This is a genomic window from Streptomyces sp. NPDC041068, assembly GCF_040647455.1.
Classification (GTDB): Bacteria; Actinomycetota; Actinomycetes; order Streptomycetales; family Streptomycetaceae; genus Streptomyces.
Window position 1 is genome coordinate 138,126 of the sequence record NZ_JBEZCG010000005.1, and the last position, 13,894, is coordinate 152,019.

General features: G+C 71.7%; 5 protein-coding genes. 4 read left to right on the forward strand and 1 reads right to left on the reverse strand.

Annotation, left to right across the window (positions count from 1 at the left end):
* Positions 1 to 123 precede the first annotated feature (123 nt).
* From AB0B50_RS13045 to AB0B50_RS13060, 4 genes are all read left to right on the forward strand, one after another.
* On the forward strand, positions 124 to 1,377 hold the full coding sequence (locus AB0B50_RS13045) for a DUF418 domain-containing protein (RefSeq protein ID WP_362329509.1): 1,254 nt from the start codon (positions 124 to 126) through the stop codon (positions 1,375 to 1,377).
* 131 nt (positions 1,378 to 1,508) lie between these two features.
* Positions 1,509 to 2,123 carry a fasciclin domain-containing protein gene (locus AB0B50_RS13050; RefSeq protein WP_362329512.1) on the forward strand — a complete coding sequence of 205 codons (615 nt, stop codon included), beginning with the start codon at positions 1,509 to 1,511 and terminating at the stop codon, positions 2,121 to 2,123.
* Between the two features lie 133 nt (positions 2,124 to 2,256).
* Entirely contained in the window at positions 2,257 to 12,108 is a 9,852-nt protein-coding gene (locus AB0B50_RS13055; protein ID WP_362329515.1) for a glycine-rich protein, read from the forward strand.
* A gap of 106 nt (positions 12,109 to 12,214) precedes the next feature.
* Positions 12,215 to 12,688: a carboxymuconolactone decarboxylase family protein gene (locus AB0B50_RS13060; protein ID WP_362329518.1), complete on the forward strand. Its 474-nt coding sequence runs from the start codon at positions 12,215 to 12,217 to the stop codon at positions 12,686 to 12,688.
* Positions 12,689 to 12,808: 120 nt separating this feature from the next.
* On the opposite strand, the gene AB0B50_RS13065 is transcribed toward AB0B50_RS13060, so the two are convergent.
* On the reverse strand, positions 12,809 to 13,798 hold the full coding sequence (locus AB0B50_RS13065) for a hypothetical protein (RefSeq protein WP_362329521.1): 990 nt from the start codon (positions 13,796 to 13,798) through the stop codon (positions 12,809 to 12,811).
* Positions 13,799 to 13,894 lie beyond the last annotated feature (96 nt).

Below are 13,894 nucleotides of genomic sequence, written 5' to 3' on the forward strand. Positions count from 1 at the left end.
GTTTCGAGTTCGCTAGTTTCGGAGGGGGGCGTCATGAGGCTCGGTGTCACGAAGCTTGGTGTCACGAGAAGAGGCGTGGGTGGGGGTGAAGGTAGGGGCGAAGGCGGGGGCGAAGGCCGCCTGGTGCAGGTGGACGCCCTGCGGGGCTTCGCGCTGTTCGGCATCCTGATGGTCAACATCACCTACATGGCTTCGGCGTACCACGGCACGGGCCTGGAGGATCCGGGCCTGGGGGACACGGGGCCGGGAGGCGCGCTGAACGAGGCGGCCCGCGCGCTGGTGGCGGTCTTCTTCGAGGCCAAGTTCTTCCTGCTGTTCTCGTTCCTGTTCGGCTACAGCTTCACGCTGCAGCTCGCCTCGGCCGAGCGACGGGGAGCCCGCTTCGTACCCCGCTTCCTGCGGCGCCTGACGGGCCTGTTCGCGATCGGCGCCGTCCACGCGGTCGTGCTCTTCCCCGGCGACATCCTGACGCTGTACGCGGTCCTGGGCCTGGTCCTGCTCGCCCTGAGGGGGATACGCCCCCGCACGGCGGTGCGCGTGGCGGTCGCGCTGCTGGTGGTGACCGCGGCGGGATACGTACTTCTCGCGTCGGCCGTGGCCCAGGCGGGCGGGGGCGGCACGATCCCCGAGTCCACGGCGTCGGCGGCGGCACAGGCGACGGAGGCGCTGCGAGGCGGCCCGGCATCGGTGATCGGCGCACACGTGAGGGAACTGCCGAGCGTCGCGGTCCTGCTGCTCTTCTTCCAGGCCCCGTCGGCGCTGGCGGCGTTCCTGCTGGGCCTGGCGGCGGGGCGCCGCCAGGCGCTGGCGACGAACACGGACCGCCACCAAAAGCTCCTGCGCAGGCTGCAGTGGGCCGGTTTCACGGTGGGTCTCCTGGGCGGCGTCGTGTACGCGGACGCGAGCCTGAACCACCCCGAATCGGCGTACCAACTGGCGGCGATGGGCCTGGACGTGATCACTGCACCGCTGCTGGCGGCGGCGTACGCGGCAACGCTGCTGCGCCTGCCCCACGGCCACCCGGTGATCACGACCCTCGCCCCGGCGGGCCGTTTGTCGCTGACCGACTACATCGGCCAATCCCTGGTCTGCGCACTGCTGTTCACCGGTTTCGGGGCGGCTCTCATGGGCCGTGTCGAGCCCATCGGCCTCGTGGCGATCGCGCTGACGCTCTTCGCGGTCCAGACGGCGGCGAGCCGCTGGTGGCTGCGGCGCCACACCTACGGCCCGCTGGAGTGGCTGCTGCGCGCGTGGACGACGCTGTCGGTGCCGCGCACCTCCCCGGAGCGCCCGGAGCGCCGGGAGAGCCGGGGGCGCCGGGGGCGCTGGGAGCGCCGAGAACGCCGGGAGCGCCGAGGGTGCCGAGGGCGCAGGTGACGGGCGTCGTGCCGACCCCTGGGCGAGGGCAATCACCCATCCGTCGCACCTGACATACCACCAAAAGCCGGGCAGCGGTGCCATGTTGAGGAGCGGTCCCTGAGTCTCCCCCACGCACAACGGAGCTGCCCATGAACGCATCCATGCGCCGCCTGGCCCCCGCGGGCGCCCTGCTCGCGCTGTTCACCCTCGCCGGCTGTGCCGGGACGGGCGCCCGGTTCCCCGGCGGCGCGTACGAGGAGGGGCCGCGCCGCGACGACAAGGCGTTCGGCGAGTCCTGCCCCCAGGTGGCGCCCGGCACGGCCGACGCGGCGGCACTGGCCGAGTCCCGCGCGCTGGACGCGATCAGGCGCACGCCCCAACTGTCGGACTTCGCCGCCCTGGTGAAGACCGCCAAGGCCGACGACATGTTCGCCTCGATGCAGAACGTCACGGTCTTCGTCCCCACCGACGCCGCCTTCGAGGCGCTCCCCGCCGAGCGCCGCAAGGAGCTGGCCGACCCGAAGGCCGCGGGCGACACCATCCGCTCGCTGATCGTCGCCCAGGACCTGACCAAGGAGGACCTCGGCACCGGGCAGAGCCACCCGACGCTCCAGGAAGGCGTCCAGTTGCACACGCGGGCCGCGGCGGGCGGCGTCACGGTGGACGGCGCCGAGGTGGTGTGCGGAAGCGTCACCACCTCGGACGCCCGGCTCCACCTGCTGGGCGCGCTGCCGGGAGTCGGCGGGCGTGGGCCGGGCGGATGAATTGCCGTACCGGCCTCATGTCGGATTTAAGTGATCAGTTTTTCGTGTGGCTTTCTGTAACCGAACGTGATCAGGGTCGCGCTGAGTAGCCGTCAGTTCTCGGTGTGGCAGTCCGGTACGAAAGCGGGAGCCGATGACCGTCGCCCGACGACTGCCTGTCCTGGGCTTGGTGCTCGCGCTGCTCATGAGCCTCCCGTCGTGGGCCCAGGCGGGCGGTCTCGCGGAAGCGGCACACGGCTCCGCTGCCGTGCCGGGCCAGGGCAAGTACCCGATCGGTGCCGACGGCCTGCCCGTTGGGCGCGTACGGGCGGGCGACGCGGTCCGCTGGGTGGTCAACCTCCCCGACCTGAGGGAGGGGCAGACCGGGCTCACGGTCGCGGACCGGATCGACGAGAGCCTCGCGTACGAGAGCGGATCGCTGGTCACGCCACCGGGTGTCGCAGGTGAAGTGGCCGCGGGGACCGTCCGTCTGACGGGGCGATACCCGGACGGAGTCGAAGGGCCGGGCACGGTGTCCTCGGCCCCCTTCCAAGGCCGTGCGGCGAAGCTTCGGATCACCCCTGGGGACTTCTACGCGGACGGCCGCCCGGCCTGGGCGCACGTGCGCGGCTGGCGTGCGGCGCGGGTGGACGGCGCGGCCGACGGCGTGACGCTCACCGTGCGCGACGCGAACGGCAGGCCGGTCGAGGGGTACGCGGACCGGAAGCCGTCCGACGGCCTCCTCGACCTCACCGGCCTCGGCTATCCGGCGCACGGCAGGCACGACACCTCGCGCCTCACGGTCACGGCGAAGGGCGGCTCGGGCGCGGCCCGCCTGGTCGTCGCCTTCTCGGGAGACGCCCCGCAGGCCGCGTACACGACGAAGGTGGTCGGCGGCACGGACGGCGCCGAGGTCCAGGGGAGCGCGACGGGCGTGCTCGGCGGGGCGGAGCGGGTCGCGCTGCGGGTGGCGAAGGTGCGGGTGGAGGCGGAGCCGGAGAAGCCGAAGCTGCCGGAGCAGTCGAAGCAGTCGAAGCAGTCGAAGCAGTCGAAGCAGCCGGAGCAGCCGGAGCGATCGACGAAGCCAGTGCGTGAGAAGGAGAAGGGTGCCGCGGCCGGGGCGAAGAGTGCCCGGGAGGACTCTCCCGGCGATGGCGTACCGGCGCCGCGCACCGAGCGTGGTCCCACGGGACGTGGTCCCACCGGGCGCGGCCCCGGCGAGCGGGCGGCGACGGCGTGTAACCCGACTACCGGCTTCACCCACTGCACGCGCTACACGTACAGCGGGGCGGATCAGACGTTCACCGTGCCCGAAGGCGTCAGCAGCCTGAAGGTGCGGATGTGGGGCGCGGGGGGCGGCGGCACCAAGAGGGAGTACTACACGGCGCAGCGCGGTGGAGGCGGCGGTGGCTACACCACCGGCAACCTGGCCGTCACGCCCGGCCAGGTCGTCACGCTCGTCGTCGGCCAGGGCGGCGTCATGGACAGCCGGTCCCTCACGTACGGCAACGGCGGCGGCGGTGGCGCGGGCGGGACCAACGCGTCCGGGGCGAGCGGCGGCGGCGAGAGCTCCATCTGGACCGGGCAGACCGGCAGTTGGAACCTGCACATGGTGGCGGGCGGCGGCGGTGGCTCGTCGCCCGGTGCCGACGGCGGCAACCCGAGCGCCGGTGGCGGCGGCGGAGACAGCGGCGCGCAGGACAGCAGGGCGGACCTCTCGGGCCGGGGCGGCACCCAGGCCGCGGGCGGCGCCGCGGCCACCGACACCTCCAACTGCACCGCGACCGCCGGGGCCTACCGCAGGGGCGGCAACGGCGCGGGTACCGGCTCCTTCGAGGGCGGCGGCGGTGGCGGTGGCGGCTACTACGGCGGTGGCGGCGGCCGCTGCCAGGTCTCGGGAGGCAGCTCGCCGAACGGCATGGGCGGCGGCGGCTCCGGCTACATCGGCGGCAGCGGAGTCAGCGGCGCGTCCACCACGCAGGGCGGGACGAGCAGCTCGAACGCGACCGGCGGTACGGCGGCCGGTACCTCCGACCCGCTCTACAGCACCGGCATCGGCGCGGGCGGCGGCACGACCAACGGCGGCAACGGCGAAGCCACCCTGGAGTGGGTCACCAAGACCGGCCTCTCCATCACGAAGACCCCGGCCAGCGGCACGTACACGCCCGGCGGGCAGATCACCTACACCGTCACCGTCTCCAACGCCGGGCCCGCCCCGGCGATCGGCGCGGCCGTCCGCGACACCTTCCCCGCCGGGTACGGGAACGTGAGCTGGACCTGCGCGGCGGGGACAGGACAGCGCGGCGCCAACCGGTGCGGCGCGGCCTCCGGCACCGGCAACATCGACACCACGGTGGACATCGCCGCGGGTGGCAAGGTCACGTACACGATCGAGGGCACGACCAGGAGCGACAGCACGGGCACGGTCGACAACACGGCGACCGTCACGCGCCCCGCCGGCACGGTCGACGACAAATGCGCCCCCAGCTGCTCGGCCAACTCCACCCTGACGGCGGCCCCGCAGGCCGTCCTCGAGATCACCAAGGTCCTCGTGACCTCGCCGGTGGTGCCGGGCCAGGTGGTGGACTGGCGGGTCACGGTGAAGAACAACGGTCCTTCGCGGGCCCGGGACGTGGTCGTGAAGGACAGGATCCCGACCGGGGTCACGGGCGCGACGATGTCGGGAGCGTCGACCTGTACGGCTACGGGCGGCGAATTCACCTGCCCCGCGGTCGAGTTGGCGCCCGGCGCCACGGCGACCTGGACGCTGAGCGGCAGGCTCGGCCAGAGCGCCACGGTCACCCCCGAGAACACGGCCACCGTCACGGGCGGCCCCGACCCGAGCGCGGCCACCCGCACCGCGACCGCACCGGAGACGTCCGCCGCGCCGCAGGCGAATCTCCAGGTGTCCAAGGTGCTCATGACGTCGCCGGTGGTGCCGGGCGAGAAGATCGAGTGGCGGGTGACCGTCTTCAACAGCGGCCCTTCGCGGGCCCGTGACGTGGTGGTCGAGGACCAGGTGCCGACCGGGGTCACCAACCCCTCGATGGGCGGCGGTTCGACCTGCACGCTCACCTCGGGTACGTACACCTGCGAGGCGGTCGAGATCCAGGCGGGCCAGTCGAAGTCCTGGACCCTGTCGGGCACGCTCGACCCCGACGCGACGGTCACGCCCACCAACTCGGTCAAGGTGACGGGCGGCCCCGATCCGTCGGCGTCGGAGCACACGGCGGTGGCCTCACCGTCGTCGTCGCCGGAGTCCCGTGCGGCGCTGGAGGTCACCAAGGTCCTGGTCACCTCGCCGGTGGTGCCGGGCGAGGAGATCGAGTGGCGGGTGACGGTGAAGAACAACGGTCCTTCGCGGGCCCGGAACGTGGTCGTGAAGGACAAGGTCCCGGCCGGGATCACCAGCCCGGCGATGAGCGGTGATTCGGCGTGCACGCTCACGAGCGGCGAGTACTCCTGCGCGACCGTGGAGATCCCCGCGGGCGGCTCGAAGTCGTGGACGCTGTCCGGGACTCTGGACCCGGATGCAACGACCACGCCCACCAACTCGGTGAAGGTGACCGGCGGTCCCGACCCGTCCGCGTCCGAGCGCACGGCGATCGCCTCCCCCAGTGCCAGCCCCGAGGCACGCGCGGGCCTTGAGATCTCCAAGACCCTGCTGACCTCCCCGGTGGTCCCGGGCGAGCAGATCCAGTGGCGGGTGACCGTCAAGAACAACGGCCCGTCCCGCGCCCGGCAGGTCGTCGTGCGGGACCAGGTGCCGGCCTCGGTCACCCGGGCCAGGATGCGGGCCGACACGGACGGCACGGAGTGCCCGATCGCGAGCGCCGTCGCCACGTGCCCGGAGGCCGAACTGGCGCCGGGCGCCTCGAAGTCGTACACCTTGAGCGCGGTGCTCGACCCGGGCGCCACCACGGTCCCGGCGAACACGGCGACCGTGACGGGCGGCCCCGACCCGAGCGCCGCGACGCGCACCGCCACCGCGACGCCGTCCGCGTCGCCCGAGGGCCGGGCCTCCCTGGAGGTCACCAAGGTGCTGCTGACCACGCCCGTCGTGGCGGGCCAGTCCATCAGCTGGCGCATCACGGTGAAGAACAACGGCCCTTCGATCGCCCGTGACGTGGTGGTGCGCGACGCGATCCCTGCGGAGGTGCGCACCCCGGAGAAGTTCGCGGACAGCGACGGGGCTGAGTGCCCGATCGTCGCCCACGAGGCGGTGTGCGCCCCCTTCGACCTGGCGGTCGGTGCGACGAAGACGTACACGTTGACCGGTGTGCTCTCCTCGGACGCCACGACCGTGCCCACGAACTCGGCGCGGGTGACGGGCGGCCCGGATCCGAGTACGAGCGAGCACACGGCGGTCGCGTCACCGAGCGAGCCGATCTCCCACCGCGCCGATCTGACCCTGTCGAAGACGCTGCTGACCTCGCCGGTGGTGCCGGGCGAGAAGATCGAGTGGAGGGTGACGGTCACCAACAACGGCCCCTCGCGGGCCCGTGACGTGGTCGTCGACGACGACGTACCCGACGGCGTCTACGACGCGTCGATGGTGGCGGACAGCGACGGGGCGGAGTGCCCGATCGCGGACGGCGTGGCCATGTGCCCGGCCGTCGAACTGGCCAAGGGCGCCTCGAAGTCGTACACCATGACCGCGACCCTGGACGCGGACGCGACCACGACCCCCGTGAACACGGTGTTCGTGACGGGCGGCCCCGACCCCAGCAAGGGCAACAACACGGCGACCGCGATGCCGAGCGAGAGCCCGGCCGCCCACGCCCGCCTCGAACTGTCCAAGGTGCTGCTGACCGCCCCGGTGGTGCCGGGCGAGAAGGTCGAGTGGCGGGTGACGGTGAAGAACAACGGGCCTTCACGGGCCAGGAACGTGGTCGTCAAGGACAGGATCCCCGCCGGTGTCGTGGGCGCGACGCTGACCGACGACGTCAACGGCGTGCCGTGTCCCATCAGTTCGGGCGTCGCGGAGTGCGCGGCGGTCGAGCTGGCGGTGGGCGCGTCGAGGTCGTACACGCTCAGCGGCAAGCTTGCCCAGGACGCGACACAGGTCCCGTCGAACACGGCGACCGTGACCGGCGGCCCGGACCCGTCCGCGAGCGAGCACACGGCGGTGGCCTCACCGTCGGGCACGCTCGATCCGCGCGCGAACATCACCGTCTCCAAGGCGCTGATCACCTCGCCCGTCGTCCCCGGCGAGACGGTGGTGTGGCAGGTGGTGGTCACCAACAACGGCCCGTCCCGGGCACGGAACCTGGTCGTACGGGAGAAGATCCCGGCCGGGCTGAGCGACGTGGAGTTCCTCACCGAGACGGACGAGCCGTGCGACATCACGGACGGCGAGGCGGTGTGCCCCGCGTTCGACCTCGCGGTCGACGAATCGAAGTCGTTCTTCCTCGACGCGACCCTGGACGCGGACGCGACGGGCGCGCCGGAGAACACCGTGACGGTGACGGGCGGCCCCGACCCGTCGGCGCCGGACGGACGCACGGCGACGGCCGCCCCGTCCTCGGCGTCGTCGAAGGCCACTCTGGTGGTGACGAAGGTGCTCGTCACGTCGCCGGTGGTGCCGGGCGAGAAGGTCGAGTGGCGGGTGACGGTGAAGAACGACGGTCCCTCGCGCGCCCGTGACGTGGTCGTACGCGACAAGGTCCCGGCCGGGGTGACGGGCGCGTCGATGTCCGGAGACTCCAACTGCGCGGTGGCTGCCGGTGAGTTCACCTGTGATCCCGTGGAGATCGCGGTGGGTTCGTCGGCGTCGTGGACTCTGTCCGGGACTTTGGACGCGGACGCGACGAAGGCCCCGGCGAACGCCGTGACGGTGACCGGCGGTCCTGATCCGTCCGGGACCAGGTCGGCGGGAGCGTCGGAGTCCCCGGCGACGCCGCGCGCCGCACTGGTGGTGACGAAGGTCCTCGTGACCTCGCCGGTCGTGCCCGGCGAGGAGATCGAGTGGCGGGTGACGGTCAAGAACAACGGTCCCTCGCGGGCCCGCGACGTCGTCGTACGCGACAAGGTCCCCGCCTACGTCCAGAACCCGACCATGACCGGCGACTCGTCCTGCGCCCTCGCCGACGGCACGTACACCTGTGATCCGGTGGAACTCGCGCCGGGCGCGACGAAGACGTGGACGCTCAAGGGCAAGCTGTACCCGACGGCGACGACGGTCCCGACCAACACCGTGACGGTGACGGGTGGCCCCGATCCCTCCGCCTCCGTGCACACGGCCGTCGCCACCCCGACCGAGTCGGTGGAACCGCGCGCGAACCTGACCGTGACGAAGGTCCTGCTGACCTCTCCGGCGGTACCCGGAAAGAAGATCTCCTGGCGGGTGACCGTGACCAACAACGGTCCTTCCGAGGCGCACGACGTGGTCGTCAAGGACAAGGTCCCGGCGGGCGTGACGGGAGCGGCCATGACCGGCGTCACCGACTGCGCGCTGTCCGCGGGCGAGTTCACCTGCGCACCGGCGTCCATCCCGGTGCGGGGCACCATGGACTGGACCCTGACCGGCACGCTGTCGCCGGACGCGACGGCCGCCCCGGCGAACACCGCCGTGGTGACCGGCGGCCCCGACCCGTCGGCGCCGGACGGGCGTACCGCGGTGGCCTCGGAGTCCCCGGCCGATCCGCGGGCCGCGCTGGTGGTGACGAAGGTGCTCGTCACGTCGCCGGTGGTGCCGGGCGAGAAGGTCGAGTGGCGGGTGACGGTGAAGAACGACGGTCCCTCGCGCGCCCGTGACGTGGTCGTACGCGACAAGGTCCCGGCCGGAGTGGGCGGGGCGTCGATGTCCGGAGCCTCCGACTGCTCGGCTACCGCTGGTGAGTTCGCGTGCGGTGCCGTGGAGCTCGCGGCGGGCGCCTCGGCGTCGTGGACGCTGAGCGGCACGCTGGACGCGGACGCGACGGTCACGCCGAGCAACACGGTGAAGGTGACGGGTGGTCCCGATCCGTCGGCGTCGGAGCGCACGGCGGTGGCCTCGCCGTCGTCGTCGCCGGAGTCCCGTGCGGCGCTGGAGGTCGCCAAGGTCCTGGTCACGTCGCCGGTGGTGCCGGGCGAGAAGATCGAGTGGCGGGTGACGGTCAAGAACAACGGTCCCTCGCGCGCCCGTGAGGTCGTCGTACGCGACAAGATCCCGGCCGAAGTGAACAAGCCGGAGATGTCCGGGGCCTCCGAATGCGCGGTCGGCGGCGGCGAGTTCGTCTGCGCGGCCGTGGAGATCCCGGTCGGCGAGTCGCGGTCCTGGCTCCTCGCGGCGACGCTCGACTCCGACGCGACGGTCACGCCGGACAACACGGTGAAGGTGACGGGCGGCCCCGATCCGTCGGCGTCGGAGCGCACGGCGGTGGCTTCGCCGTCGTCGTCGCCGGAGTCCCGTGCTGCGCTGGAGGTCACCAAGGTCCTGGTCACCTCGCCCGTCGTGCCGGGCGAGCGGGTCCAGTGGAAGGTGACGGTGAAGAACAACGGTCCTTCGCGGGCCCGGAACGTGGTCGTGAAGGACAAGGTCCCGGCCGGGATCAGCGACGTACGTATGACGGGCGCGTCGGCGTGCACGCTGACCGGTGGCGAGTTCACCTGCGCCGGTGTGGAGGTGCGGGCCGGTGACAGCAAGTCCTGGACGCTGAGCGGCCTGCTCGACTCGGGCGCCGCCGACGCCCCCGTCAACACCGTGGTGGTGACCGGCGGCCCCGACCCGAGCGTCTCCGCGCACACCGCGTCCGCGTCGCCGACCGGCAGGCCCGTCCACCGCACGTCGCTGACGGTGTCGAAGGCCCTCGTCACCTCGCCGGTGCTGCCGGGCGGGCGGATCCAGTGGAAGGTGACCGTACGCAACGGCGGGCCTTCCGACGCGGCCTTCGTCAGCCTCCTCGACCCGGTGCCCACAGGGGTGCGGAACCCCACGATGACCGGCCCTTCGGACTGCGAACTCCTCGAGAGCGGCTCGTTCTTCTGCACCGACGGGCCGCTCGAGGCGGGCGGGAGCTTCACCTGGACGCTCACCGGCACCCTCGCCGCGAACGCCAAGGCGGCGCCCGAGAACGTCGTCACCCTGTGGGAAGGGCCCATCCCGCGCAATACGGTCGACGAACCGGGTACGGACGCCACCGCGCCCCCCGTACCCGCCCAGAGGCTGGAGCTCTCCAAGAAGGCCGACCGCACCGCTGTCGGCGCGGGCGACACCGTGAAGTACACGGTGACGATCGCCAACACCGGCGGCAACGACATCACCGGGGCGAAGGTCGAGGACGACCTCACCGACGTCCTGGACGAGGCGGACTACAACGGCGACGCGAAGGCCCCGACGGGCTCCGTGGCGTACACCGCGCCCAAGCTGACCTGGACCGGTGACATCCCGCGCGGCGAGAGCGTCCGGCTCACCTACACCGTCACGCTGCCGGATCGGCTGCGCGTCGGCGCCGACCGGGATTTGGTCAACGAGGTGAGCAGCGAGACCCCGGGGTCGAACTGCCCGGAGGCGGCGGCGGAAGCGGCGTGCACGACCAGGATTCCCGTCGCGAACGCGGCCATCACCAAGAGCGTGTCACCGGCCAATCCCCGGGCGGGCGAGAAGGTCACGTACACCCTCACCGTCCGGAACGGCGGGCAGGCCGACACGAAGGGCTTCGTGCTCCGTGACGACCTCGCCGAGGTCCTGGACGACGCGGCCTGGAACGGGGACGCCGCCGCCGACTCCGGCCCGGCTCCGGTCTTCGACCCGGCGGGCAGACAGCTGACCTGGACCGGGGACGTGGCGGCCGGGGCGACCGTGAAGATCACGTACTCGGTGACGGTCGGCAGCCCCCCGAAGGGCGACGGCCGCCTCGCCAACCGGGTCGTCTCGCCCACGCGGGGCAGCAACTGCCCGCCGAACGCGGCGAAGCCTGACCCGGACTGCTCCACCGGGACCACGGGTTCGGAGGGCGTCATCAAGCGCCTGAGGATCGAGCACGCCGTCGACAAGGCGGAGTCCCGGTCGGGGGAGACGCTGAACTACACGCTCACCGTCTCCAACCCCGGCAGGACGGTGTACGAACGGCCGTCCGCGGAGGTGGGCCTGGACGACGTCCTCGCGGGCGCGACGTACAACGGGGACGTGCGGGCGGACAAGGGCACGGTGTACGTCGGGGGCTTGCCGAGGGGGGCGGACCGGGCGAACCAGGCGGACCGGACGGACCAGGCGGACCAGGCGGACCGGACGGGCAGGGCGGACCGGGCGGACCGGGCGATGACCGCGTCGGTCACGTCCGCGCCCGGCTCCGCCCCGCACCGGACGAACGTCGTATGGCAGGCGGACGAGCTCGCGCCGGGCGAGCGGGCGGTGATCACCTACTCGGTGACGGTGAAGAAGCAGCGGACGTCCGTGGAGCTGACGTCGTACTCCTACACCCCCGGCCAGGCGTCCAACTGCCCGGTGGACGACGGCTCCCGCCCCGAGTGCCTGGCGCGCACCGTCGTCGCAGCCGCCTCGGCGATGAAGTACGTGAAGACGGTCCGGGCACCCAGGCCCTCCAAGCCCGGCGACACCGTCACGTACACAATCAGGGCCACGAACACCGGGGCCGGGCCGGAGAGCGACGCGGGCTTCAGCGACGACCTTTCCGGAGTCCTCGACGACGCCACCTACCTGCGTGACGCCGACGCCACCGGCGGCACGGTGACCTACCGGGAGCCGGTCCTGAGGTGGCGGGGGGAGATGGCGGCAGGGGCGAGCGTGGAGGTCACGTACTCGTTCCGGATCAAGCAGTCCAAGGAACTGGGCGGTAGCGACAAGACCCTGAACAACCGCATCACGTCCACCGGCGACGGCAACTGCGGCCCGTCGTCCACGGACCCGTCCTGCGAGGTCACCGGCATCAAGATCAAGCCGGACCCGGTCCTGCCTCCCACGGGAAACCGCGACCTGATCTACGGCGCGGCAGCGGCCCTGGCGGTGCTCCTCGGCCTCGGGCTCCTTGCGGCGGCGAGGATCCGCCGCCGTACGACGACGTGAGTGGCGTACGCCACACGCACCCGTGTCACATCTCATCGAGCAGCTCCGTCAGAGAGGTGAAGCACCAAGAAAGACACCACCAAGAGACACACCACGAGGAGTCACCATGGAAGCCCGCCTGAACCTCTTCGGCAGCCCGCTCGCGGCGAAGGTCCTGAAGCACGTCAACTCGGCGGGCAAGGTCATCTCGGACTCGCCGCTGCCGGCCGCGACGCAGGAACTGGTGAAGATCCGCGCGAGCCAGATCAACGGCTGCGGCTTCTGCACCGACATGCACACGAAGGACGCGGCCCACGCGGGCGAAACCGCCCAGCGCCTCCACCTGGTCGCGGCCTGGCGCGAGGCCAAGGTCTTCACCGACGCCGAGCGCGCGGCCCTGGAACTGACGGAACAGGGCACCCGCATCGCGGACGCGGCGGGCGGCGTGACGGACGAGGCGTGGGCGAACGCGGCGAAGCACTACGACGAGGAGCAGCTGGTGGCCCTGATCTCGCTGATCGCCCTGATCAACACGTACAACAGGGTCAACGTCATGGTGCAGATGCCGGCGGGGGACTACCAGCCGGGCCAGTTCGGCTGAGCGACGGAGAGCATCAAGGCCCGGGGCCTCAGGGCCCGGGGCCTCAGCCTCCAGCGCGCCCTGCGGCTACATGGTGAGGTCGTGATCGGTCCAGGGGAGAGGTTTGACCGGAACGAGGGGTCACGTCATATCTCTGTTCTCGGTGGGCCTTCGTGCCTCGGCGTCCTGCGCATACCGCGCGTGCCAGCAAACCTGTTCGCGGTGCAGCGCCTGACGGGACAGACGACCCACGGGCGGGAAACAGGAACCGATGACACGTGCGAGTGCCAGTGAGGCTTCAGCGTCGAAAGCTGCATGGCCGGGATGACAGTGCGGGATGCCGTACCACTCGGTGACGGCCTCAAGGGCCCGCCCGCCAGAGCGGAACGGGTCGGCATGGCGGTCAAGGACGAGTGGATCGCAGATCGGGGACAGGCCCTCTGGAACACGATCGCTCAGCGCGATGAGCCCGTGGCGCAGCAGTTCGGCTTCGAGGGTGGTCAGCACGAAGGGGGCGTTCCACACGACCATGGGGTCCTTGGTTATCAAGTGTCGGGCCAGCACGACCGCGATCTCATTCAGGGCATGTGCTGTCGGCACCCCATGGGCACAGGCATGCTCCACGGTGATGCCATGCTTCTTGTACGGCGCCATCATCAAAGGGCCCGGGCCTGGATCGATCAGCCATGACCTGGCTGATCCGTCGGCGGCGTACACCGCAGCGCCGACGATGCGATCGACTCCGTACCGGTTCCCGGTCGTCTCGATGTCCAAGGCTATGAGGCGGCGTTGGTGCCAGCCGGTATGAGGGCCGCGACGTGGTGGCGCCGGCTCGCGCAGGTGCTCGGGGTGGTACACCTGCCACCCGTCGAACCGGCTGCGTACCAGCACTCCGAGCCCCTCAGGTACGACGACATCGCAGACCTGACACGGCTCTTCCCGCTGATTCACTCGCATCGCAGAGGCATCAGACGTCCCCCCTTGCGCGTCCGCTTCCGGGGCATGCGTCGGATGGTAGACGACCGTGTATCCCCACTTGCTCAGCAGAAGCACGCCGGCTTCCGCGGCCACGGTATGGCCGCACCGGGCGCAGCGGCTCTCGTATCTGTTGGTGCGCAAGGAATCGGGCATGGCCCCACTCCCACCCCTACTTCGGCTGCGGCTCTGTCCCCGCATCGTGCGCGCACGGACCACAGCGCGCTACCTCCAGGCTGGAGTTGCTGTTGG